22 protein-coding genes are annotated in these 23,071 nt (G+C 54.9%); 17 read left to right on the top strand and 5 right to left on the bottom strand.

The window, feature by feature from the left end; genetic code table 11:
* The first annotated feature begins 96 nt into the window (after window positions 1–96).
* From ACRDCA_RS01145 to ACRDCA_RS01120, 6 genes are all read left to right on the top strand, one after another.
* The gene (locus ACRDCA_RS01145) at window positions 97–1,164 is read left to right on the top strand and encodes an FUSC family protein (protein ID WP_438687936.1); all 1,068 of its coding nucleotides are present in this window, start codon (window positions 97–99) and stop codon (window positions 1,162–1,164) included.
* A 161-nt stretch (window positions 1,165–1,325) separates the two neighbouring features.
* Window positions 1,326–1,643 carry a PTS system regulator TmaR gene (gene tmaR / locus ACRDCA_RS01140; protein WP_438687935.1) on the top strand — a complete coding sequence of 106 codons (318 nt, stop codon included), beginning with the start codon at window positions 1,326–1,328 and terminating at the stop codon, window positions 1,641–1,643.
* A 219-nt stretch (window positions 1,644–1,862) separates the two neighbouring features.
* A complete protein-coding gene (locus ACRDCA_RS01135; RefSeq protein WP_438687934.1) occupies window positions 1,863–3,008 on the top strand; it encodes an MlaE family ABC transporter permease in 1,146 nt (381 codons plus the stop codon).
* Window positions 3,005–3,802: an ABC transporter ATP-binding protein gene (locus ACRDCA_RS01130; RefSeq protein WP_438687933.1), complete on the top strand. Its 798-nt coding sequence runs from the start codon at window positions 3,005–3,007 to the stop codon at window positions 3,800–3,802. Before ACRDCA_RS01135 ends, ACRDCA_RS01130 begins: the two co-directional genes overlap by 4 nt.
* A gap of 3 nt (window positions 3,803–3,805) precedes the next feature.
* Window positions 3,806–4,747, top strand: a complete 942-nt coding sequence (locus tag ACRDCA_RS01125) for an MlaD family protein (RefSeq protein WP_438687932.1) — start codon at window positions 3,806–3,808, stop codon at window positions 4,745–4,747.
* Window positions 4,744–5,361 carry an ABC-type transport auxiliary lipoprotein family protein gene (locus ACRDCA_RS01120; protein WP_438687931.1) on the top strand — a complete coding sequence of 206 codons (618 nt, stop codon included), beginning with the start codon at window positions 4,744–4,746 and terminating at the stop codon, window positions 5,359–5,361. Before ACRDCA_RS01125 ends, ACRDCA_RS01120 begins: the two co-directional genes overlap by 4 nt.
* Here the strand turns inward: ACRDCA_RS01120 and dsdC are convergent.
* Window positions 5,358–6,299 carry a DNA-binding transcriptional regulator DsdC gene (gene dsdC / locus ACRDCA_RS01115; protein WP_438687930.1) on the bottom strand — a complete coding sequence of 314 codons (942 nt, stop codon included), beginning with the start codon at window positions 6,297–6,299 and terminating at the stop codon, window positions 5,358–5,360. The two genes, ACRDCA_RS01120 and dsdC, sit on opposite strands and share 4 nt — an antisense overlap.
* A gap of 245 nt (window positions 6,300–6,544) precedes the next feature.
* Between dsdC and dsdX the strand changes: the two genes are divergently transcribed.
* From dsdX to ACRDCA_RS01065, 10 genes are all read left to right on the top strand, one after another.
* Window positions 6,545–7,882 (top strand): D-serine transporter DsdX, encoded by a 1,338-nt coding sequence (dsdX, locus tag ACRDCA_RS01110; RefSeq protein ID WP_438687929.1) that lies wholly within the window; start codon window positions 6,545–6,547, stop codon window positions 7,880–7,882.
* Window positions 7,883–7,899: 17 nt separating this feature from the next.
* A complete protein-coding gene (locus ACRDCA_RS01105) occupies window positions 7,900–9,231 on the top strand; it encodes a D-serine ammonia-lyase (protein ID WP_438687928.1) in 1,332 nt (443 codons plus the stop codon).
* 269 nt (window positions 9,232–9,500) lie between these two features.
* The gene (locus ACRDCA_RS01100; protein WP_438687999.1) at window positions 9,501–11,411 is read left to right on the top strand and encodes an FTR1 family iron permease; all 1,911 of its coding nucleotides are present in this window, start codon (window positions 9,501–9,503) and stop codon (window positions 11,409–11,411) included.
* 65 nt (window positions 11,412–11,476) lie between these two features.
* Window positions 11,477–12,004, top strand: a complete 528-nt coding sequence (locus tag ACRDCA_RS01095; RefSeq protein ID WP_438687927.1) for an iron transporter — start codon at window positions 11,477–11,479, stop codon at window positions 12,002–12,004.
* 197 nt (window positions 12,005–12,201) lie between these two features.
* On the top strand, window positions 12,202–13,572 hold the full coding sequence (locus tag ACRDCA_RS01090) for a Fe-S-containing protein (protein ID WP_438687926.1): 1,371 nt from the start codon (window positions 12,202–12,204) through the stop codon (window positions 13,570–13,572).
* A 2-nt stretch (window positions 13,573–13,574) separates the two neighbouring features.
* Window positions 13,575–14,855 carry an ABC transporter permease gene (locus ACRDCA_RS01085; protein WP_438687925.1) on the top strand — a complete coding sequence of 427 codons (1,281 nt, stop codon included), beginning with the start codon at window positions 13,575–13,577 and terminating at the stop codon, window positions 14,853–14,855.
* A 13-nt stretch (window positions 14,856–14,868) separates the two neighbouring features.
* On the top strand, window positions 14,869–15,981 hold the full coding sequence (locus ACRDCA_RS01080) for an ABC transporter permease (RefSeq protein WP_438687998.1): 1,113 nt from the start codon (window positions 14,869–14,871) through the stop codon (window positions 15,979–15,981).
* 2 nt (window positions 15,982–15,983) lie between these two features.
* The gene (locus ACRDCA_RS01075; protein WP_438687924.1) at window positions 15,984–16,709 is read left to right on the top strand and encodes an ABC transporter ATP-binding protein; all 726 of its coding nucleotides are present in this window, start codon (window positions 15,984–15,986) and stop codon (window positions 16,707–16,709) included.
* Window positions 16,699–17,202: a TlpA family protein disulfide reductase gene (locus ACRDCA_RS01070; RefSeq protein WP_438687923.1), complete on the top strand. Its 504-nt coding sequence runs from the start codon at window positions 16,699–16,701 to the stop codon at window positions 17,200–17,202. The genes ACRDCA_RS01075 and ACRDCA_RS01070 overlap by 11 nt, the downstream gene beginning before the upstream one ends.
* A gap of 212 nt (window positions 17,203–17,414) precedes the next feature.
* Complete coding sequence (locus ACRDCA_RS01065; protein WP_438687922.1) at window positions 17,415–17,714, top strand: c-type cytochrome; 300 nt, start codon at window positions 17,415–17,417, stop codon at window positions 17,712–17,714.
* Between the two features lie 90 nt (window positions 17,715–17,804).
* Here the strand turns inward: ACRDCA_RS01065 and ACRDCA_RS01060 are convergent, their stop codons facing one another.
* Complete coding sequence (locus ACRDCA_RS01060; RefSeq protein WP_438687921.1) at window positions 17,805–18,113, bottom strand: monooxygenase; 309 nt, start codon at window positions 18,111–18,113, stop codon at window positions 17,805–17,807.
* 42 nt (window positions 18,114–18,155) lie between these two features.
* Entirely contained in the window at window positions 18,156–18,899 is a 744-nt protein-coding gene (locus tag ACRDCA_RS01055) for a DsbA family protein (RefSeq protein ID WP_438687920.1), read from the bottom strand.
* A gap of 105 nt (window positions 18,900–19,004) precedes the next feature.
* Between ACRDCA_RS01055 and ACRDCA_RS01050 the strand changes: the two genes are divergently transcribed.
* Window positions 19,005–19,946: a LysR family transcriptional regulator gene (locus tag ACRDCA_RS01050; protein WP_438687919.1), complete on the top strand. Its 942-nt coding sequence runs from the start codon at window positions 19,005–19,007 to the stop codon at window positions 19,944–19,946.
* 52 nt (window positions 19,947–19,998) lie between these two features.
* Here the strand turns inward: ACRDCA_RS01050 and gadC are convergent, their stop codons facing one another.
* Window positions 19,999–21,537 carry a glutamate:gamma-aminobutyrate antiporter gene (gadC, locus tag ACRDCA_RS01045; RefSeq protein WP_438687918.1) on the bottom strand — a complete coding sequence of 513 codons (1,539 nt, stop codon included), beginning with the start codon at window positions 21,535–21,537 and terminating at the stop codon, window positions 19,999–20,001.
* A 95-nt stretch (window positions 21,538–21,632) separates the two neighbouring features.
* The gene (locus ACRDCA_RS01040) at window positions 21,633–23,033 is read right to left on the bottom strand and encodes a glutamate decarboxylase (RefSeq protein ID WP_438687917.1); all 1,401 of its coding nucleotides are present in this window, start codon (window positions 23,031–23,033) and stop codon (window positions 21,633–21,635) included.
* Between the last annotated feature and the right edge of the window lie 38 nt (window positions 23,034–23,071).

Below are 23,071 nucleotides of genomic sequence, written 5' to 3'. Positions count from 1 at the left end.
TGCAACCGGCAGACATCTTTCTACCGCTTATGTTGTACGCCAGCCGGGCTTTTCCACTAAAATAAGGGTTTTACAGCTGGGTCGGTGGGCACAAGCGTGCGTCTAGGCAAAAAAATTTCTTCATTTGAACAACTGATCTACCGTAATTATCGTGTGGTCCACGGAGTGCGGATCGGCTTGGCCTTTATCCTGACCTTCCTGCTGGTCCGCTTGCTGGCTGTGCCGGAAGGGACCTGGCCGTTGATCACGCTGGTGGTGGTGATGGGGCCGATCTCGTTTTGGGGTAACGTGCTGCAACGGGCACTGGAGCGCATTGCCGGCACGGTATTTGGTGCCGCCTCTGGCCTGATTGCGCTCTATCTGGAGCTGTATTCACTGCCGGTGATGCTGGCGTGGTGTGGCGTGGTGATGTTTGTCTGCGGCTATCTGACGCTGGGTAAGCGGCCCTACATGGCGTTGTTGATCGGCATTACGCTGGCGGTGGTCTGTGGTGCCGGGCCGGGCGATATGTCTACCGCACTGTGGCGCAGCGGCGACGTTATTTTTGGTTCGTTGCTGGCGCTGCTGTTTACCAGCATTTATCCGCAGCGAGCCTATATACTGTGGCGTATGCAAATGGCGGATTGCTTGCAGACGGTGGGGAAGGTCTACGGTGCCTATCTTTCGCCTAATATGGTGGAACGGCCACGGCTGGAGCCGCGGCTCAAAAGCTTGTTGGCCGATGTGGTGAAGTTGCGCGGGCTGATCGCTCCCGCCAGCAAAGAGACTCGTATAGCCAAACCGGTCTTTGAGGCGATACAGACCCTGAGCCGCAATCTGGTGTGTACGCTGGAACTGCTGGCCGATGCCTACTGGGCCTCGCGTGAAACCCATTTTCTCATGCTCAATGCCAAAACCCTGCGCAGTTCGCAACTGCTGACGCAACGCGCCATCGAATCGTTGGCCAATATCATGCGAGATGGTGAACCTCTGCATGCACAGGTCGTTGCCGGAGAGTTGGGGGATATCTCCGCAGAGCTGAAGGCGCTCATGCAGGAGGCCAGTGCCACACAGCCCAGTGAAGCCCCGATCTATGGTTATGTCTGGCTGAGTATGGAACTGGCGCAGCAGTTGGAAGAACTGGGCGATCTGCTCAAGGTCTGTACGGCTAACGGGCACGAATAGTGGCTCAGATCATGAAGCAGGCGCATCGGGATAGGGTCAAGGCGCTAAAGTGGGTAAGATAGGGCAATGACAGTTGTGTCTGACGGCCACAACCCTGTATCTTGGTATCATGATGGCCGTAAGCAAATGAATCTGTGTATTACTAAAGCAAGGGTATAAAGATGGAAAATGCAACTAAGCCGAGTTTCCAGGACGTACTGGAGTTTGTGCGTATGTTCCGCCGTAAAAACAAGTTACAGCGTGAAATTGTCGACAACGAAAAGAAAATTCGTGACAACCAGAAGCGTGTGCTGCTGCTCGACAACCTGAGCGAGTACATCAAGCCGGGTATGAGCATTGAAGACATTCAGGGCATCATCGCCAACATGCGCGGTGACTATGAAGATCGCGTTGATGATTACATCATCAAAAATGCCGATCTGTCGAAAGAGCGTCGCGAGCTGTCCAAAAAGCTGAAAGCGATGGGCGAAGTGAAGTAATTCGCGTCAAGCAGGGCTGGGGGATTTCCCGGCCCTGCCTCTTTTCAGAGGCTCAGCGCCTCGCATTTGCCAGCAATAATAACGATATTTTACCGTGCTATAGCAAATCCGTTTAAAGCCGCTACGCTAATGTAATAAATAGAATTTGCCCTAGAGATTGCAAGCTCTGGTTTGCAAGACGACGGGTATCAGATTTCTTTGCCAGCAGAGGCTGTCACCATGGCAGAACAGCAACTCAGCACATTACTCAACTTGGACGAGACGCTTCATCCTCCCCGTATCCTGGCATCTGGGGATTGGGTGCTGGCACATTATCGCCTGTTGGAACCCGCCGTTGGGCAACTGCAAACTCGCCTGCCTGCTGATGTGGTATTCGATCTCAGTCAACTGGGCAGTCTGGATACGGCTGGAGCCACCTTGCTGGTCAACCTGCTGGGTGAGCAACGGGTGGCCGAACTCCAACAGTTAGCTCCCACGCTTCCTGTGGAACGCCGTGTATTGTTGGAAACCGTTGGCCGTGCCTTGCAAGGATATGCGCCTCCACCGGCAGAAAAACCGCCCGGTCTGGCGACTGAACTGTTGGGGAACATCGGCAAGTCGATGGAGGATTTCTGGCATCACATGGTTGCCCTGTTGGGGTTTATCGGCCTGACGCTGCAAACCCTGTTTGCCAATCTCCTTCGCCCAACGCGTTGGCGGATCACCTCGCTGGTGGCCAACCTCCAGCAAATCGGCCTGAACGCTGTGCCGATCATTATGCTGCTGACCTTCCTGGTGGGGGCCGTCATCGCTTTCCTGGGGTCAACCGTCCTGTCGACCTTCGGTGCCAGTATTTTTACCGTGCAACTGGTGGTGTTTTCCTTCCTGCGTGAGTTCGCGGTGCTGCTGACGGCTATCCTGATGGCGGGCCGTACCGCCAGCGCCTTCACCGCCGAAATTGGCCTGATGAAAGCCAATGAGGAAATCGACGCTATTCAGGCGATGGGGCTGAACCCGGTCGAACTGCTGGTGCTACCGCGCGTGTTGGCGCTGCTGTTGGCTCTGCCGATGCTGACCTTTATCGGCATGATCAGCGGCATCTTTGGCGGCATGGTCGTCTGCGCCCTGACGCTGGATATCTCACCGACCATGTTTTTAACCATTACGCAGAGCAGCGGCGGTTTCCAGAACTTCCTGGTGGGGATGAGCAAGGCCCCGGTGTTTGCGTTCCTGATCGCCATTATCGGCTGCCTGGAAGGGTTCAAAGTGACCGGTAGCGCCGAGTCGGTAGGGGCACATACCACCGCCAGCGTCGTACATTCAATCTTTGTGGTGATCCTGCTGGATGCGGTTGCTGCACTGTTCTTTATGGAGATGGGCGTGTGAGCCAGGCGACACCCGAAGCCATTATTCGCATCCGTCAATTGCGCAACTGCTTTGGCACCCAATGCGTGCATGAAAATCTCGATCTGGACGTGCGCCGTGGGGAGATCCTGGGCGTCGTCGGTGGTTCGGGCACGGGCAAATCCGTGCTGTTGCGCAGCATCGTGGGTTTGCGCCGCCCAACCGCTGGCCAGATCCACGTTTTTGGCGAAGATCTGATGGCGCTGTCCGGTACGCGCCGCTCGGTGCTGGAAAGACGCTTTGGCGTGCTGTTTCAGAGTGGAGCCCTGTTCAGCTCGCTGACGGTGACGGAAAACGTGGCTTTACCCCTGATAGAATATGCAGGCTTGCCGCGCCGTGATGCCGAGCAGTTGGCGCAGGTCAAACTGGCGCTGGCCGGTCTGCCTGCCAGTGCCGGCAACAAGTATCCGGCTTCGCTTTCTGGCGGTATGGTCAAGCGTGCCGCGTTGGCCAGGGCGTTGGCGTTGGATCCGGAGATCGTATTTCTGGACGAGCCGACCGCCGGGCTGGATCCCATCGGTGCCGCCGCCTTTGACAGCCTGATCCGCACACTGCGCGATGCCTTGGGGTTGACGGTGTTTCTGGTCACTCACGATCTCGATACGCTGTATACGATCTGTGACCGTGTGGCGGTACTTTCGCAGAAGAAGGTGCTGGTGGTGGATACGCTGGAGGTGGTAGCCGCCACTGACGATGCGTGGATCCATGAGTATTTCCATGGCCCGCGTGGGCGGGCGGCACAGCAGGCCGTAACGAATATCCCAGAGAGGCAATAACAAATGGAAACCCGTGCGCATCATGTCTTGATTGGTTTATTTACTCTCATTATTTTCACCGCCGTGCTGCTGTTCAGCCTGTGGCTCACCAAATCGGGCACCGATCGTCAGTTCAAGCAGTACGATATCGTGTTCAATGAAGCCGTCAGCGGCCTTTCGCAGGGCAGCACGGTGAATTACAGCGGGATCCGCGTGGGCGAAGTGACACTGCTGCGGTTGGATCCCAACGTACCGACCAAGGTCTGGGCGCGCATTCGGGTCGCGGCCTCTGCGCCGATCCGTGAGGATACGCAGGCCCGTCTGGCGATCGCTGGCATTACCGGTACGTCTAATATCCAGCTCAGCGGTGGTAGTGAAAGCAGCCCGATGCTGACCGGCGTGGATGGCGAAATCCCGGTGATTATCGCTACGCCATCGCCGCTGACGCAGTTGCTCTCCAACGGCGAAGATGTGATGAGCAATGTCAACCAGGTGCTGGTGCGATTGAATCAACTGATGACGCCAGATAATCAGCAGCGGTTAGTGAATACGCTGGATAATCTGGAACAGATCACCTCCACCGTGGCCGGGCAGCGTGAAGATATCCGCACCATCTTGCAGCAGTTGGCGCTGGTGACCAAGCAAAGCAATGACACGCTTGCACAGACTAACCGCCTGGTACGCAATGCCAATATATTACTGGATGGGCAGGGCAAGCAACTGGTCAGCAATGCCGCCAATACCATGGCCTCGCTTGAGAAAACCAGTGCGCTACTCAATAAGCTGATCGGCGAGAACCAACAGTCACTCAACAGCGGCATCCAGGGATTCAACGATCTTGGCCCGGCGGTGGATGAACTGCGCAGAACCTTACTGACCTTACGCGGTGCCATGAGCCGCCTGGAAGAGAACCCGTCCGCCTTGCTCAGGGGCCGTGAACGTACCAAGGAGTTTACCCCGAAATGATTAAGTTAAAACTTCGCCAAACGTTACGGTTGCTGGCGTTGGTTGCCGTGATACCGCTGACCGCCTGCACCATTTTGCCGCAAAGCCCGGTACAACAAGTGTATCTGCTGCCTGCTCAGCCAACGGCCATGCCCGGGGGACAGACGTTAGATCGGTCATTACGCATCGTTCAGCCTAATTCCAACCAGTTTTTGAACGGCACGCGCATTGCCGTGCAGCCACAGGGCTCGGAGATCACCTCGTTCAGCGGTTCACGCTGGAGCGATCCGGCCCCGTTGTTGCTGCGTAATCGCCTGATCCAGGAGTTTCGTACCAATGGCCATTTCCGTTCGGTGAGCAGTGACGATGACAATCTGCAGGCGGATCTTGAGTTGGGCGGTGATTTGCCGTCATTCCAGGGGGTGTATAACGGTGACCAAGGTGAAGTGGTGATCCAGTTTGATGCTCGTCTGGTGCGTACCTCAGACCGTCGAGTGATTGCCAACCGCAGCTTTGTGATCCGTGAGCCTATCCATGGCAAATCGATGAATAACGTGGTGCAGGCCTTTGGCCTGGCCAGCGATAAGCTGGCGGCACAGACGCTGGCCTGGACGCACCAGCAGGCGGCGAATTAGGACCCATCGGCCATGGCCTTTAACCACTGAATAAAGGCATTGATTTTGGGCCATTGCCGATCCGAGAGTGTGGAAATGTAGTAGCGTTGGGCGCATTGCATTTCCATGCCGGGGAAGGGAACGATCAGTTCATTATTCTCCAGGCGCTTGCTCACCAACTTTTTACGGCCCATGGCAATTCCAACGTGGTTCATGGCTGCGATCACCGCCAGATCGGAGCGATCAAATCCCATGCCGCGCTGGCCTTCGGCAAATTCCAGCTCAAAGTGCTTGGCCCAGGTATTCCATTCCCCGATATCCGAGTCGTAACTCCATGCCTGACGATCGTGCAATAGCGTGCAGCGCCGCAGGTTGGCGGGGTTGCCAAACAGCTCATGGCGCTCGGCGTACTCCGGGCTGCATACGGGCACTATCGACTCATCCATCAAATGCTCACAGGTAAGTTTCTCCGGCGTTTTGTCATCAAAATAGATCGCCAGATCGATCCCCGCCCCGTGAAAGTTCACCATTTCGTTGCCGGTGAGAATATTCAGGCTGATGGCCGGATATTGGCGATCAAAGTCCGCCAGCTTGGGCACTAGCCAGCACTGCGCAATCGACGGGCGTGAGTAAATGGTCAGGGTGCCGGACAGCTCCTGGCTTTTAATCTCCAGGATTTCCTGATTGAGATAGCTGAGTGATGATTTCAACACCCAAAACAGCCGCTCGCCTTCTGGCGTCAGTTCTATCCGGCGATGAAAGCGTTGGAACAGCTTAAAGCCTAACTCGGCTTCCAGGTTGTTGATCCGATGGCTGACGGCGCTGGGGGTGATCGCCAACTCTTCGGCAGCCAGCACGAAGGAACCTTGCCGCGCGGCAATCTCGAAGGTATGGAGCTTGGCCAACTGATAGCCATTCAGGTGCCTGTTGCGGGCGAGTTGGTGCTTTTCATCGTACATGGTTGTCACCGGTGAATCAGTAGGAGCGCCGCATACTGCGCCCGTTATATAGCATCAATGAATATCACGAAATCGCGGCTTAAAGATGAATCAATCTGAGGCAAAAGGCTAAATAGTGCCAAATGTTGACCTAAATCACCTGATTGATTGAATCTGGTTCATGTGAAAGGCCGTTTTGATCGTTTGTCAGCGCTGGGGCGTTGGTTTCCAATAGAGATGAAATTCATCCTGGAAGGACGCTGAACATGGACTCGCAGATCTGGGTAGTCGCTACGTTATTAAGCAGCATTTTTATCATTATTCTCACGATCGTAAAATTCAAGATCCACCCGTTCCTGGCGCTGCTGCTGGCCAGTTTTTATGTGGGTGCCCTGATGGGTATGAACCCGCTGGAAATGGTGAATGCCATTGAAGGCGGCATCGGCGGGACCTTGGGCTTCCTGGCGGCGGTGATTGGTTTGGGCACCATCCTGGGCAACATGATGGAAGTGTCCGGCGCGGCCGAACGCATCGGCATCACCTTGCAAAAGTGCCGTTGGTTGTCGGCTGACGTGATCATGGTGCTGGTGGGGCTGGTCTGCGGCATTACGCTGTTTGTTGAAGTGGGCGTGGTATTGCTGATCCCGCTGGCTTTCTCGATTGCCAAAAAAACCAATACCTCATTGCTGAAGCTGGCGATCCCGCTGTGTACCGCGCTGATGGCTGTGCACTGTGTCGTTCCTCCTCATCCGGCGGCGCTGTTTGTGACCAACAAACTGGGTGCCGATGTGGGCTCGGTGATTGTTTATGGTCTGATTGTCGGGCTGGCCGCTTCGCTGATCGGCGGGCCGCTGTTCCTCAAGCTGGTGGGCAAACGTCTGCCGTTCAAACCGGTGCCAGCCGAATTCTCCTCCGTACAGGTGCGTAACGAACAGGACTTGCCTTCGCTGGGCGCGACGCTGTTTACCGTGCTGTTACCGATCATCCTGATGCTGGTTAAAACCGCTGCCGAACTCTACATGGCCAAAGACAGCGCGTTGTATACCTTCCTTGAGTTTATCGGCAATCCGATCACTGCGATGTTTATTGCCGCCTTCGTTGCCTACTACGTGCTGGGTCTACGCCGCAATATGAGCATGGGGGCATTGCTGACCAGAACGGAAAACGGCTTCTCTTCCATTGCCAACATCCTGCTGATTATCGGCGCGGGTGGTGCATTCAACGGCATTTTAAAAGCCAGCGGGCTGGCGGATACGTTGGCGGTGATCCTGTCGAATATGGATATGCACCCGATTTTGCTGGCCTGGCTGGTGGCTATCTGCCTGCATGCGGCGGTGGGATCGGCCACCGTTGCCATGATGGGGGCGACGGCAATTGTTGCGCCGGTGCTGCCGCATTATCCCGGTGTCAGCCCTGAAATCATCGCGCTGGCCATCGGCTCGGGTGCCATTGGTTGCACCATCGTGACCGACTCCCTGTTCTGGCTGGTAAAACAATACTGCGGGGCGACGCTCAGCGAGATGTTTAAGTATTATACCTCGGCCACCTTTATCGCTTCGCTGATTGCGCTGGGGACCACGTTCCTGCTTTCTTATGTGATCTGACCAAAAAGAGATGATTTATGAATACGTTAGAAATTGAAAATCTGGTAGTGAAATTTCCTTTGGTGCAACGACTGATCGATTTGGAGGCAGTGACCTGGTTTAACCCTGATACAACCACGCTGGCGGAAGGCTTGCCTTACGTGGGTTTGACGCAGAGTGATGTCAACGATGCCGAAGCGCGTTTGCAACGTTTTGCGCCGTATCTGTGCCTGGCGTTCCCGGAAACGCAGCCAACCAACGGCATTATCGAGTCTGAGGTAGTGGCGATCCCGGCAATGCAGGGCGCACTGGAGCAACGCTATGAGCAGGCTATTGCGGGCAAAATGTGGTTGAAAAAAGACAGCCATTTGCCGATTTCCGGCTCCATCAAGGCCCGCGGTGGCATCTATGAAGTGCTGACCCATGCGGAAAAGCTGGCCATTGAGGCCGGTATGCTGTCGGTGGACGATGATTACAGCATCCTGTTTAGCGACAGGTTCCGCCAGTTCTTCAGCCAGTACAGCATTGCGGTAGGTTCAACCGGTAACCTGGGGATGTCGATTGGCATCATGAGCGCCAAGCTGGGGTTTAGCGTGAGCGTGCATATGTCTGCCGATGCCCGCGCCTGGAAAAAACGCAAGCTGCGTGAGCATGGCGTTAACGTGGTGGAGTACGCACAGGATTATGGCGTGGCGGTGGCGCAAGGGCGTAAACAGGCGGAGTCTGACCCGCGTTGCTTCTTTATCGATGACGAGAACTCTCAAACCCTGTTCCTGGGCTATGCGGTGGCCGGTGGTCGCCTGAAACGCCAGTTTGCACAGATGAATATCCGCGTCGATCAAGAGCATCCGTTATTTGTCTATTTGCCTTGTGGTGTTGGCGGTGGGCCTGGCGGCGTGGCATTTGGTTTGAAGCTGGCTTTTGGCGACCACGTTCACTGTATTTTTGCCGAGCCGACGCACTCACCTTGCATGCTGCTGGGGATACATACCGGGCTGCATGACCATATTGCGGTGCAGGATTTGGGGATTGATAACGTCACGGCGGCGGATGGTTTGGCCGTCGGCAGGGCTTCCGGGTTTGTCGGGCGAGCGATGGAACGCCTGCTGGATGGTTTCTACACCCTGAGCGATCAGGAAATGTACGACCTGCTTGGCTTGCTCGCTCGTGAAGAGGGAATTCAGTTGGAGCCTTCTGCGCTGGCTGGCATGGCGGGGCCGGCTCGAGTCTGCGCCGATCAACACTATCTGGACAGCCAGCAGATTGATGTCCAACGGATCGGTAATGCGACCCATTTGGTTTGGGCAACCGGTGGTGGCATGGTACCTGAAGAGGAAATGGCCAAGTATCTCGCTGCGGCCAAGCTGTAGTCGGCCCCTCACCCTAACCCTCTCCCACAGGGAGAGGGGACCGTTCGAGTTCGTGATTAGTGATAGATAATCACCTGATCACGGTCGATGGTGAGGGATAACAGGACCAACAACGACACCCATTCAGCTCCCTCTCCCTGTGGGTTGGGGGGGATATATCTAAACAAGAGTAACAAATCGTTGCCATAGTTTGACCTCGATCAGGGTATCGCCTTGACGCACTCTGCATAATGAGAATTACTCCCATTATAAGAATGCCTATCATGACCATGCGTATTATTGGACGGATCCTGTTTCTCTGCGCCGGATGGTTTCTTCTCAGCTCTGCTGCCTTGGCAGCCACAGACTACCAACAGCTGAGCGACGACATTCAGTCGCGCCTGGATAAAACCTCGCAGTTCTACCAGCAACAACAGATTGCTGAAGCCCGCAGCGAAGTACAGATGGCCTATTTTGAGGTGTTCGAAAACCTCGAAGGCCCGATCCGCATTAACATTTCCGCGCAAAAAAGTTATCAGATGGAAGCCGCCTTTGGCGAAATCCGCAAGATGATTGGCGACGGCAAGCCGCAGGCCGAGATTGACGCCAAAATCGCCTGGCTGAAAAACGAGTTAAACGGCGTATTGCCGGTGCTGAGTGGTGGGCACAAACTCACGGCGGAACAGCAGCACGGTGCCTACGACAACGAACAAATCGCCCCCTACTGGCAGCAGAGCTTTAAAACCATCGATGACCTGCTGGCCGAAGCCGTTGGCCTGTATCAAAGCAAGAGCTACGGCGAAGCCAGTAAAAAGGTGCAGCAGGCGCAGTATGACGGCTTTAAAAACTCCGAGATGGAAACCTCACTGCGGCAGAATCGCTCCTCACAGCAGGCCGGTGATATTAATCGCCAGTTCTCTGAGCTGATCAAACTGAGCGGCGAGCCGGAGCAGATGAACGAGGTCGGCTACCGTGTTACCGCCTTACTGCAAGATCTTGAAGACCTGTTGCCCGGGTTGCCAACCACTCGTGAAGACCAGATCGTGGCTGCCACGTCTCAGGGCGATGATGCCTCGGCGGATGCCGACTGGCAGCAAGTGACCAACGATATTGATAAAGCGGTGAATGCCGCCCTTGCACAATATGCCAGCGGCGATGCCAAAGGCGCGATGATGGCGATCCAGGATGCTTACTTCGACCTGTTCGAAGCCAGCGGCATGGAGAACAAGATCGGTTCGCGTGATTCGGCGTTTAAAACCCGCATCGAAGGCTATTTCACGCGCATGGTCAGCCAGATTAAGGCCGGGCAGCCGCTTGATACGGTGAAGGCGCAGTCGCAGTCCCTGCAAACCGATTTGGCGACGGCGGTGGAGATGCTGGGCACCGGCGGCCAGACCAACTGGAGCCTGCTGATTTACAGCCTGTTAATCATTGTGCGCGAAGGGTTGGAAGCCTTGCTGATCGTTGCGGCTATCGTGGCGTATCTGGTGAAGAATAATCATCGCGACAAACTGCCGCTCATCCGTCAGTCGGTGTATGTCGCGTTACTGGCCAGCGTAGTGACCGCAGTGATCTTCCAGTGGCTGTTCTCTAACTCCGGTGCCAGCCGTGAACTGCTGGAAGGGTTCACCATGCTGATCGCGGTGGTGATGCTGTTCTCCATGAGCTACTGGCTGCTGTCAAAAGTGGAAGCCAGGCAGTGGAAAGCCTATCTGGAAGGCAAGCTTTCGCACTCATTGAGCAGCGGCTCGATGATTGGTCTGTGGCTGACCAGCTTCCTGGCGGTTTACCGTGAAGGAGCAGAAACCGTCCTGTTCTACTTTGCTCTGATGGGGGATTCCAGCTCGATGGAGGGGCACTTGTCCATCTTGGGCGGGTTCCTGATCGGCTGTGTGATGTTGCTGATCGCTTACCTGATCATGCGCTATAGCGTCGTCAGGTTACCTCTCAAACCGTTCTTTATGTTTACCGGCAGCTTTATGTACCTGATGGCCTTTGTGTTTGCGGGCAAGGGCGTACTGGAGCTGATCGAAGGCAAGCTGTTCGAACCTACCTTGCTGTCAGGCGTGCCAGAAATTTCCTGGCTGGGTATTTACCCCTATGTCGAAACGCTGATACCGCAGGCGATCCTGCTGATTGCCGCCGTGTTTGCGCTGTGGGTTATGAAGCGGGGAACCGAAGCAACAACAAGTCGGGGATAACGCCCCGCAGTATCTCTGGGATGATTTTTTAATCGGATTGATTATTTAGCGAGGATGATAACAACATGGCTATGAACAAAACATTAATCAGTAGCGCCTTGATCGCCGGGATCTTCACCGCACCTGCGGCATTTGCCTTCAAAGAGTATCCTGCTGGCGAGCCGGTAAAAATGAACGAGCTGGAAATCGCCGCCGTTTATTTACAACCGATCGATATGGACCCGCGTGGGATGGGCCTGCCAGCGGCTAAAGCCGACATCCACCTCGAAGCAGATATCCATTCGGTTGAGGGGAATAAAAACGGCTTTGGGGCCGGTGAGTGGATGCCTTACCTGACGATTGCCTACACCCTGACCAACACCGATACCGGTGAGAAGCAGGAAGGCACCTTTATGCCAATGGTCGCCAGCGATGGCCCGCACTACGGTGCCAACATCAAGATGATGGGCGTGGGCAACTACAAGGTGACCTATCATATCGACCCGCCATCCAAAGCCGGTCTGCATCGCCATACCGACAGCGACACTGGCGTTGGCCGCTGGTGGAAACCTTTCGATGTCAGCTTCGACTTTAAATATGTCGGCCTGAACTGATTTAGCGGTAAAGGTATCACCACTACCAGGCCGGGCAAACCTCCAAGGTTCCCCGGCCGTTGGCGTTTAAATCCCCACGCCAGGCGACGTTCTCCGTTGGTTACCATGATTGGACAAGCTCATCATTAACGGATAACGGTGAATAAAAAAATTGCCGCTCAGGCAGAGCTTGTCAGTGAGCGGGGTGCACGGTAATCATGAGCTATTTTCTTATTTCGGTACTGCAATCTTTCCTGCCTGTTGCCCTGCTGCTAGGGCTAAGCTGGACGGCACGCAAAACTCCCCTGGTGCGCCCGATGGTGTTGCTGAGCCTGATCGGTTTTTTTGGCGGCACCTTTTCTGCGGCTCACCTGCCTGATTCACAGCAATGGGGCTTGTGGTTTACCGGCCTGCAAATCGCGCTGATCCTGCTGTTCCTGCTCAACCAGTTCAGTGCCGGTTCGCGCTCGGGATATGTCTGGCAATTTATCCTGGTGCTGGTGGCCGCGCTGCGTTGGGGCAAAACCCCGAATCTGGGAGCGATCACCGCCACCGACGTCGTTAACACCGAGCTGTTGCTCAACATCAGTGCGGTGATTGCTGGCATCATTGTCGTGGCGTTTGCCGGGGCGCTGTTGGCGGCCTGCGTACGTCAGGTGCGCATTCTGCGCTGGCCGCTACTGCTGTTATTGGCATTGCTGCTGCTGGCACCGCTCTCTGGCGAACTGATGCTGGCATTGATGAAGCTTCAGGTGCTGGAACTGACCAAATCGTTGTTGAGCTATGTGGCCAAGGTCACCAATGCCAACGGTTTGATTAATTATTTCTGCGCCGGATTGCTGTTGCTGACGGCTCTGATTTATTTGCTGAAAGTCGTCGTGCCGCGCCGTCAGGCTCAGGCGGAACAGCGGCCCATCGAACATCGTAAGGCCGTCGCCCACTATCAAAACTCGCGGCGTGTGCTGGTGATGACCCTGCTGCTGGCGGCAATCGCTGCCGGTTCCCAACTTTACTGGGACAAGATTGCCTCCCAGCCCCCACGTTTATCCGCAGCTTTGCCGGTAACGTTAAATGCCGATGGGCTGGTGCATATTCCGATCGAACAGGTCAAAGATGGCAAGTTACATCGTTTCGTCTGGGTGGCTGACGACGGTAAAGCCGTGCGTTTCTTTGTGATCAACCGCTACCCAGACAAACTGCGTCTGGGGGTGGTGTTTGATGCCTGCCTGCTGTGTGGCGATCAGGGCTACGTGATGGAAGGCAATCAGGTGATCTGCGTGGCCTGCGATGTACGCATCTTTATTCCGTCGATCGGCAAGCCCGGTGGCTGTAACCCGGTGCCGATCGAGGAGTGGGAAATGACCGCCACGGATTTGGTCATCAGCAAAAAATCGCTGGAATCCGGCCTTAACTATTTCAGCACCATTATTACGCTGGAAGTCACCGACCCGGTTGATGGCAGCAAACTGACCAACACCAAGGCGGAGCACCGTTACAACTACGCGGGTAAAACCTACTTCTTCTCCAACGCGGCCAACTATGAAGCCTTCCGCGACACGCCAGAGAAGTTCATCAAGGAAGGGGAATAACCATGTTATGGCGCATGCTGCAACAGTCGTGGTATCGCAATATCCGCAAAAAGTCGCTGGCGGTGATCACCATTTTTCTGGCGGCGGGCCTGGTTTCTGCCCTGCTGGCGGTCTCGATCGATATTGGCGACAAGATGGCCCGGGAGATGAAATCCTATGGCGCCAACATCCTGATCGAACCGGCCGGGCAGGCAACGTTGCCCTCGCTGTTCGGTGAGAAAAACAACCCGCTGGCCGGCCAGGATTTTCTCGACGAGGCTGAACTGCCGAATATCAAAGACATCTTCTGGCGCAATAACATCATCGGTTTTGCCCCGTTACTGAGCGGTGAGGTTAGCGTACAGCAACGAGTGGTGCCGGTGTTGGGCACCTTCTTTGAGCAAAAGGTCGACGTGCCGGATGAGGAAAATTATCAGACCGGCCAGAAGATTATCAGCCCGTATTGGCAGGTGACCGGCCAGTGGCCAGATGAAAGCGGTACGGCCAATCAGGCGTTGGTTGGCCAACAGCTGGCTCAGCAAAGCGGCTGGAAGATTGGCGACACCATTAACGTCAAAGGCCCAGGCGCGGGGTTGGACGTGACGATCAGCGGCATTCTGGCCAGCGGCGGCGACGAAGAGCAGCAACTGGTGCTGCCATTGGCGCAGGTGCAGAGCCTTCTGGGGTTGAAAGGCAAGGTGCAGGCTATTCGCGTCTCTGCCCTGACGGTGCCGGAGAACGAGCTATCGCGCAAGGCCAGGGCCGATCTGGAATCCCTGGATGCGGAAGAGTATGACCTGTGGTATTGCACCGCGTACGTCTCGTCTATCGCTCATCAGTTGGAAGAGGCGATATCCGGCTCTGGCGTGCGCCCGATCTGGCAGGTGGCCGCCTCAGAAGGGATTGTGATCGAGAAGATCCAACTGCTGTTAGCGGTAGTGACGCTGGCCGCGCTATTGGCCTCCGCCATGGGCATCGCTTCGTTGATGACCAGCAATATTATGGAGCGCACCAAAGAGATTGGCCTGATGAAAGCGCTGGGAGCCAGACAGTGGCAGATCATGATGCTGTTTTACCTGGAGGCGGCAATGAGCGGCGTTATTGGTGGCCTGCTCGGCTGCATTGCCGGTTGGGGATTGGCCAAGGGGATAGGTTTAATGCTGTTCGGAGCACCGCTGAGCTTTGCCTGGATTGTGGTGCCTTGCGTGCTGGTGCTGTCGGTGCTGATTGCGCTGGTGGGGACGTGGTTCCCGGCCCGCCGTATTGCCCATCTCTATCCGGTGGAGGTGCTGTATGGCCGTTAATTCCTCACAAAGTATGTTCTGGCGGCTGGTGTTCCGAGCGCTGCGCTTACGGATGCAACGGGTGGCGGTGGTGTTTGCCGCATTGGCGGTAGGGGCGGCGATCGTTACCGCAATGTCGGCGGTGTATTTTGATATCAACGCCAAAATGAGCCAGGAGCTACGTACCTTCGGCGCCAACTTTTACGTTGGGCCGGGGATGGGCAACTCCATGCAGGAGAAGAGTTATCAGCAGATTGTCGATAATGCCCCTCAAGGGTTGGTGACGGCCAACAGCCCGTATTTGTACGGCATGGCGCGAACCGAGCTGGAAAAGGTGGTAGTGATGGGCGTGTGGTTCGAATCGCTCAAACAGATCGTTCCTTACTGGCAGGTGACCGGCAACTGGATTGGCGTCAGCTTTGACGATCGCAATGCGATGATCGGCTATAAGCTGGCCAACCGCCTTGAACTCAAGGTGGGGGACTCGGTGGTGCTGGTGGATGGGGATCAGAAGAAAAAATTGCAGATCAAAGGCATCGTCGAAGCCGGTGACGCCACGGATAACGTGCTGATTATCAACCTGCCGTTGGCCCAAAGCTGGCTGCATCAGCCGGATCTGATCAGCCATGCCTTGTTCAGCGTTAACAATGAACGCGGGCAGGTCGAGCAATTTGCCGAGCAGTTGCAAAAAAGCTATCCCGACCTGGAAATCCGCCCGATCCGCAAGGTGTCGGCTTCCGAAGGCCAGGTGCTGGACAAGATCAAAGGGCTGATGGGGCTGGTATCGGTGGTGATTCTGGTGCTATCAACGCTGTGCGTAAATACCACCCTGATGGCGATCGTCAGTGAGCGCTCACGAGAGTTTGCCCTACAAAAGGCGCTAGGAGCCAAAAGCAGCGATATCGTGCGGCAGATTATGGCCGAAACCTTGATTATCGCGCTGTTCGCCGTGGTGGTCGGCATTATTGCCGGCTATATCCTGGCTCAGGTTCTGGGGCATACCGTGTTCTCTGCCTCCATCGGGCTGCGGGCGCAGGTTATCCCACTGACGGTCATTCTTTCATTGCTGGTTGCCCTGATTGCAGCCGCACTGCCAACCTATCGCGCCGTGAATATTGAGCCGGCTAAAGTGTTAAAAGGAGAGTAACGGTGACTCAACAGCAACCGACGAACGATCAGCAACTCTCACCCTGGGTGATTGAGACCCGCCATCTCTACAAGCGCTTTGGTCAGGTGGTGGCACTGGAGGATATCAATCTCAAGATCAAGCGCGGGGAATTTGTCGCCATTATGGGGGCTTCGGGTTCCGGCAAAACGACGCTGATGAATATCCTGACCTGCCTGGATACCGTCAGTGACGGCCAGGTGCTGCTGGACGGTGTAGACGCCGCCGGGCTGGATGAAGAAGGGCGCAGAGCCTTCCGCTCTGACAAAATTGGTCTGGTGTTCCAGCAGTTCCACCTGATCCCGTTCCTGACCGCGTTGGAGAACGTGATGCTGGCCCAGCATTATCATAGCGTGGTGGATGAAGTAGCCGCTCGCAAGGTGTTGGATCAGGTTGGCTTGGGCCACCGTTTCGATCACCTGCCGAGCCAGCTTTCCGGTGGTGAGCAGCAGCGGGTCTGTATCGCCCGGGCGTTGGTTAATGAGCCTCCGGTGATCTTTGCCGATGAACCGACTGGCAACCTGGATGAGCAAAACGAACAGATGGTCTTGGGCCTGCTAACCGAGCTGCACAAGCTGGGGCGTACCATCGTGATGGTCACCCACAACCCGGAACTGGGTAAGTTTGCCGATCGCATCGTGCGTTTGCAGCACGGCAAGTATCAGGGTGAGGAGCTTAACGCACAGGATGAGGTGGAGCATGTTAGCTAATGCCAGCAAGATCGGCGGTATCCTGTTAATCGGTGCCGCGTTACTGCTTAGCGGCTGTAAAGAAGAGAAGGCCGAAATCGGCGCTGCGGCCCCTGCGCTGGCCGCCTACGACTTGCAGGGCAATCAGGTGGCGTTGAGTCAGTGGCAAGGCAAGCATATCTTCCTGAACTTCTGGGCCTCGAATTGCGGGGGCTGCCTGGCCGAAATGCCCGCGCTGGAGAAGCTGAGCAAAGAGTTTGGCGACAGCATGGTGGTGGTGGGCATCAACACCGATAAGGATGAGATGAATATCCAGGCGCTGTTGGATGAGCGACAGGTGTCATTCCCTAACGTGCGTGACCAACTGGCAATCACCCAGGAGCGGTATCAGGTGATCGGCACGCCAACCGCCTACCTGATCGATCCGCAGGGCAAGCTGATTGGCCAGTATGTGGGCATGCTGAAAGAACCCGATCTTAAGACGATCTTTGAACAGACCAGACAGAAAGGCTGATTGCTTGCCATTATTTCCCCCTCACCCCAACCCTCTCCCGCAGGGCGAGGGAGCTGTCTGGCGTCGTTGGCAGGTAATGTGATTAAGGTCAGGCGCAGGAGCTAAGTTGTGGCACATTCAGTCCCCTCTCCTGGGGGAGAGGGTTAGGGTGAGGGCGATGAACTCTTCACTTTCGGCAATGACCAAGCATAAAACGGTAGAGTAATTAATTGATGCACAAGCAACGCATAGCGCTACTAGTGACGTTATTGGTAGGTGCCGGTCCGGCGATGGCCCAGACCCCAGACGTGATCTATAAAAACAGCTGCGCCTCCTGCCATGGCCGCTATGGTGAAAAGAACGCGCTGGGTAAAGCCCGGCCCCTAAAAGACTTAAGTCAGCAGGACATCGCAGAAGGTCTGCGGGCGCGCAAGGCGGGCGAAATCGTGGGGGCAGGCAATAAGGCTAAGGCTCGTCTCAGCGACGAGGATATCGCTGCGTTGTCGGCCTATGTGGTGACGCTGAAGAAGTGAAAAGGGCAACAACTCGCTGCCTTTTCGCCCCTTCCAGCAGGAAGGGGATGGTTGGTGCAAGTTTCCGGGGCTTGGCTTATAAAATAACGATCACTCACACTGCCCATGGTTGATTTTGGTCAGAGGGCGGTTGATATCAAATATTTTCAAATGGATATTTTTAGCCCCCATCGCCTCGGCCCGTTTAACATGATGTTCGGCATAGTGTTCGGCAAACGCCCGGCTCTCGAAAAAGTAAATCCCACCCGCCTCGCCGGTAAGCGCATTCTCAGTCCAGATCTTTGAGATGAAGCCCGGTTCCTGGTTGATGCTTTCGGCTAGCGTTACCGCATTTTTCGACAGGGTTGCGCCAAGCTGGTCGGCGGGAAAACTAAAATCAATCTGTAAAATGACACTCATGTCGTTATCCTTTTCTGGTGGATGTTGTTATTGGGCGCCGGGCTATTCCGTGCTGCGTTCTGCATCCTGAGGTAATAGAGCATTGAGACGGTTGAGCAGTGTCTCGGCAGTCACGTAACCCGTGGCGAGCAGAGATATTTCCCCATGCTGTTCCAACAACAGGGTGGGGAAAGCGCGAACCCCCCATTGGCGGCAGTGCGCAAAATCCTGATTTACCGCCTCTCTGGCATGTTGTGAGTTAAAGGTTTGGCAAAACTCGCCGAAGGGCAGGCCAACCTGCTCGCAGATATCACGATAAAACGCCTCGGTTTTGGGATCTTGACCATGGACATAGAACTTATATTGGGTGGCTGCCAGAAACGCCAAGGCCGCTGAGGGAGGCCAACCCCGCTCTGCCAGGAGCTGAGAAGCAGTTACTACCGCCCGGCAGGCCGGTTCAGTATCGTAATTGAATTGCGCTTGTTCCAGTAGGCTGAAGCCAAACGGCTGGCCGGTTGTCGCCTGGATGTGGCTCCATTCCTGCCTTAAGAAGGTTTTGAATGCCGGGTTCCAAGCATCACCACCGCCAGCGCGCAAGCCGCCCATAGTCATCGCAAAATGCAGGCAATGCAGATCGCAAAACTCAGCCAGTTGCTTCACCGCAGGTGAAATGCCCCAGCACCAGGAGCACATCGGATCGCCGACGTAGCGAATGATGACATTGCTGGAAGCGGTTGGCTGCCGTTGTGCAGCAGAGGACTCATCAGGCAGCAGACAACTGCCGGTTACGGGATCGCATTGCATCATGATGAAAACTCCAGGCTCCGTTGTGATCGCGATCCCTATGATATTTGACAGCGAAAATTAATAAATAGACTATAAAAGCTAACTCTGTTCAATATTTGCGAACAAATGGACAAACTTGCAGCCATGGCCACTTTTGTCAAAGTGGTTGAAACCGGGAGTTTCACCCGCGCGGCGATCGCCATGGGGCTTCCCAAAGCGCGGATCTCCCAGCGTATTAGCGATCTTGAGCGCGTCCTGAGCGTGCGTCTGTTACATCGAACCACCCGGGCGTTAAGCATGACGGAGGATGGCAGCGCCTATTTTGAACGCTGCCAGCAAATTCTTGCGGAAATTGATGCGTTGGAAGGAGGGCTCGTTGGTGGGGTGGCCACGCCGAGCGGTAAGATCCGTATTGAGGCTTTGGCCTCGATTGCACGCTGGATCCTTGCGCCCAGGTTGCATGACTTTCAGGCACGGTTTCCGGGGATCGTAGTGCGGCTTGGCAGCAGCGATCGCATCAGTAATTTATTCGAAGAAGGTATCGATTGTGCTATCCGCGGCGGGGTCTTGGAAGATTCAACGCTGGTGGCCAGGCATGTTTGCGATGTGCAGATGGGGCTTTATGCTTCAGCCGCTTACCTCGGCTCGGTGCCATCTATCCTGCATCCTGAAGATCTTCAGCATCATCGATGGATTGGGGGTTTTGCTACTCAGCGCGGCACGCAACTTAGCTGGCATCTGCAATCCGTAAACCAGAATGTTGCGGTAGCAGGCAACAGCAGTTTGCTGGTCGAGGATCCCGATGTGGCAATTAGTGCCTGTCTCAGCGGAGCGGGCATTTGTTCCGGGGCGCCCTTTGCGGTGGAGAATTATGTGAAGAGTGGCCTCTTGCAGCCAGTCCTGCCCGAATGGCACTTTGCGCCACGGCCCATTCATATTATTTACCCCACGGGTAAGCATTTGTCGGTGCGGGTGAGAAGCTTTGTGGATTGGTCGTTTGAGCTGATGAAAACCCATCCACTGTTGGCGATAACGCCTTTAGAGCTGGCAAAATCACAACGATCTTAGCGGGGATAAAGCGGTGGATGGCATTGTTGCACATCCACCGCATAATCAAACATCAGTGAACTTTTTTACCATCCACAATGATGTGGTGCGTGCTACGTGCCTTCGGATGGATGAAGAAATGTCCTTCCTGAGCCGTTTCCGTGTTGATTGGCACCAGCGTGATGTTCTTCGCTCCAGCGGCTTTATTATGCACAGCGTAAATAATGAAGGGGATAACCAGCACCACCAGGAAGCAAACGACCAGTAAACCGGCATAGACGTCGTTAGCTTCTCCACCCGGTAGCCCCGAAGGAGGGAAGAAGGAGACAACAAAGGCGACCAACGAGGTCAGCAACCCAATGACCGCCACTGCAATTTTAACTCCGTTACCCCCCGGAATATTAAAGGTGCGCTTGTTATTCGGCTGTTTGCGGATCAGCTGGATATAAGCCAGGAATAACAGGAAATAGCTGCAAAGATAAATCACCACCGTCAGTGCCAGCGCAATCAGAAACGACATGTTATTGCCACCGCCGGTATTGGTCAGCACAATCAGTGCCACCGAAGTGATGATTAGCTGCGAAATAACCAGTACCACCGGCACGCCGTTTTTGTTCATTTTAGCAAAGCGGGCAGGCAGGATCCCTTGTTGTGCCGTCACCAACATCCCGCGAGATGGGCCAACTATCCATGCTGCGATCTCAGCCAGTACGCCCAGGAGCAGCAGTGCCGCGATCGCGCGGATAGCCCATTCAAAACCCGTACCCAGGTGATTGATCAGCACCGTAAAGGTTTGCATCACGCCGGCGGAGAGGTTGATTTGCTCATGGGGTATCACAGAGGCAATGGACAGCCCGCCGACTGAACTCAGGCAAATTGCCGCGAACATCAAAAGCAGCATGGCGAGTGGATAATCGCGACCCGGATTTTTCATTTCATTGACGTGGGTGGCAGACGCTTCTACCCCCATATAGCTCAGTATGAAGGCCACAAACACCACTAAGGTGCTCATACTGGTGAAGTCAGGGAAGAAGGTTGCGGCACTTATTTCAATCGCAATAGGCGCACCAGAGCGCAGATAACTGACGGCCAGGATCACCAGAATTGCCGCCGGCAGCAGAATACCGGCAAAAAAACCAATCTTGGCGATGCGCGCGGTATTTTTGGTGCCACCGAACTGAGTCAAGGCCAGGCCCCATAAAATAATCAGCGCGGCGACGGTTTTAACCAGTGGATCGTTGTTCAGCGCCGGCCAGGCAAGAATGTAGGACAGTGCCCCCAACACAAAGTAGAGCATAGGAATAAAGCCTATCGCGATTTGCAAATAGCCAAACGAAATAGCAGCAAAACCCCATCTCTCACCAAGAGTTTTAGAAACCCAGGTAAATACTCCTCCCTCTTCCCAACCTTCGACCGTCGCCATTTCGGCGGCACACAACCCAACCGGAATGAACCAAAGAAAGCCGCCAACAATCAGGAAAAAGATCAGTGAAAAACCAGAGGTTGCAAACGTTGGGTATTCGTAAACCGCCATTACCATTGATGCCGTTATAGCAAAAAAACCCAACAGCGTGAGTTGTTTTGGGGCGGTTAGTGTCTGTGTAGTAGCCATAACAATTCTCCTGGGACAAGCGAAGGTGCTGCCAGTTAATTCTTTATGGATGGAGTGACGTTTAAGGGTCACTCCATTAATAAGCCAGATTCGGATCAGCCGTGGTTAAATCCGGCCGCTTCATCTTCCGAAAGTGGGTTAACGACCGGATGACTTTCGAAATGCTCGAGTGCGCGTTTCAAGTCATCAAGCAGCAGACTGCCCAGGTCAAAACTCACCCCATGACGTACCAGGATGCGCTGGATAACCAGATCCTCCCGATTGGCCGGCATGGAGTACGCAGGTACCTGCCAGCCGCGAGAGCGTAATTTGTCGGCCAGGTCATACAGCGTGTAGCCACCGATGTTGGCACCTTCTTTCAGTTTCCAGGCCAGCGCCGGAATGCCCTTGCTGCTGTCGCCATCAAACAGGATTTCAAACGGACCAAGCTTACCGATCTCGTCTGCAAGATATTGGGCTGTGGCATAACAGGCATTATGAACTTTGGCGTAGCCTTCACGGCCAAGGCGCAAGAAGTTGTAGTATTGAGCGATGATCTGCCCGCCCGGGCGCGAGAAGTTCAGCGCAAAGGTAGGCATATTGCCGCCAAGATAGTTGACGTTGAAAATAAGCTCTTCGGGCAAGTCCGCCGCTTCACGCCATACCACCCAGCCCGCTCCCAGCGGGGCAAGACCAAATTTGTGGCCTGAGGTATTGATGGATTTTACGCGGGGCAAGCTGAAGTCCCATGCCAGATCAGGGGCACAGAATGGGGCGAGAAAGCCGCCGCTGGCACCGTCGACATGAATAGGAATGTCTAGCCCGGTATCTTGCTGGAGCTTATCGAGCGCGTCGCTGACCGCTTTCACCGGCTCATACTGGCAGGTAAAGGTCACGCCCAACGTGGGCACTACACCGATGGTATTTTCATCGACCCGTTTCAGTACCTCTTCCGGAGTCATGATCAGGCGCTCGCCTTCCAGCGGGATCTCTCGCAGTTCCACGTCGAAGTAACGTGCGAATTTATGCCAGCAAATTTGCACAGGCCCGCAGATCATATTGGGCTTATCGGTTGACAGGCCCTGCGCAGCACGCTTTTTGCGCCATTGCCATTTCAACGCCAACCCGCCCAGCATCGCCGCTTCCGACGAACCGATGGTGGAACAACCCAGCGTCGTGCCCGGTGACGGTGATTTCCACAGGTCGGCCAGCATACGTACGCAGCGAGCTTCAATTTCGGCCGTTTGCGGGTACTCGTCTTTATCAATCATATTCTTGTCGATAGAGAGATCCATCAAATCACGAATTTCTTCATCAACCCAGGTCTGGCAAAATGTCGCCAGGTTTTGTCGTGAGTTACCATCCAGCATTAACTCATCGCGAATGGCGCTAAATACGTGGCGAGGATTCCGTTCTTCGGCAGGAAATTCCGATTTTGGCAAGGATAGGGCTAGATCTATAGAGGAATAAACATCATCATTTTCATTGCTGTTATTTAATTGACTATTTTTGCTCATAACAACCCTCATAATATTTATTTTTCAATACGCTAGGC

This window comes from Serratia sp. (in: enterobacteria), assembly GCF_051654945.1.
Lineage (GTDB): Bacteria > Pseudomonadota > Gammaproteobacteria > Enterobacterales > Enterobacteriaceae > Chania.
This window is presented reverse-complemented; position numbering and strand designations above follow the sequence as displayed.

Coding starts and splice junctions, on each gene's coding strand:
- ACRDCA_RS01095 (WP_438687927.1), top strand. CDS start 11,477: ATGGCTATGAACAAAACATTAATCAGTAGCGCCTTGATCGCCGGGATC.
- dsdC (WP_438687930.1), bottom strand. CDS start 6,299: ATGTACGATGAAAAGCACCAACTCGCCCGCAACAGGCACCTGAATGGC.
- ACRDCA_RS01050 (WP_438687919.1), top strand. CDS start 19,005: ATGGACAAACTTGCAGCCATGGCCACTTTTGTCAAAGTGGTTGAAACC.
- ACRDCA_RS01085 (WP_438687925.1), top strand. CDS start 13,575: ATGTTATGGCGCATGCTGCAACAGTCGTGGTATCGCAATATCCGCAAA.
- ACRDCA_RS01100 (WP_438687999.1), top strand. CDS start 9,501: ATGCGTATTATTGGACGGATCCTGTTTCTCTGCGCCGGATGGTTTCTT.
- ACRDCA_RS01090 (WP_438687926.1), top strand. CDS start 12,202: ATGAGCTATTTTCTTATTTCGGTACTGCAATCTTTCCTGCCTGTTGCC.
- ACRDCA_RS01080 (WP_438687998.1), top strand. CDS start 14,869: ATGTTCTGGCGGCTGGTGTTCCGAGCGCTGCGCTTACGGATGCAACGG.
- ACRDCA_RS01065 (WP_438687922.1), top strand. CDS start 17,415: ATGCACAAGCAACGCATAGCGCTACTAGTGACGTTATTGGTAGGTGCC.
- ACRDCA_RS01040 (WP_438687917.1), bottom strand. CDS start 23,033: ATGAGCAAAAATAGTCAATTAAATAACAGCAATGAAAATGATGATGTT.
- ACRDCA_RS01060 (WP_438687921.1), bottom strand. CDS start 18,113: ATGAGTGTCATTTTACAGATTGATTTTAGTTTTCCCGCCGACCAGCTT.
- ACRDCA_RS01055 (WP_438687920.1), bottom strand. CDS start 18,899: ATGATGCAATGCGATCCCGTAACCGGCAGTTGTCTGCTGCCTGATGAG.
- ACRDCA_RS01125 (WP_438687932.1), top strand. CDS start 3,806: ATGGAAACCCGTGCGCATCATGTCTTGATTGGTTTATTTACTCTCATT.
- dsdX (WP_438687929.1), top strand. CDS start 6,545: ATGGACTCGCAGATCTGGGTAGTCGCTACGTTATTAAGCAGCATTTTT.
- tmaR (WP_438687935.1), top strand. CDS start 1,326: ATGGAAAATGCAACTAAGCCGAGTTTCCAGGACGTACTGGAGTTTGTG.
- ACRDCA_RS01070 (WP_438687923.1), top strand. CDS start 16,699: ATGTTAGCTAATGCCAGCAAGATCGGCGGTATCCTGTTAATCGGTGCC.
- gadC (WP_438687918.1), bottom strand. CDS start 21,537: ATGGCTACTACACAGACACTAACCGCCCCAAAACAACTCACGCTGTTG.
- ACRDCA_RS01120 (WP_438687931.1), top strand. CDS start 4,744: ATGATTAAGTTAAAACTTCGCCAAACGTTACGGTTGCTGGCGTTGGTT.
- ACRDCA_RS01135 (WP_438687934.1), top strand. CDS start 1,863: ATGGCAGAACAGCAACTCAGCACATTACTCAACTTGGACGAGACGCTT.
- ACRDCA_RS01105 (WP_438687928.1), top strand. CDS start 7,900: ATGAATACGTTAGAAATTGAAAATCTGGTAGTGAAATTTCCTTTGGTG.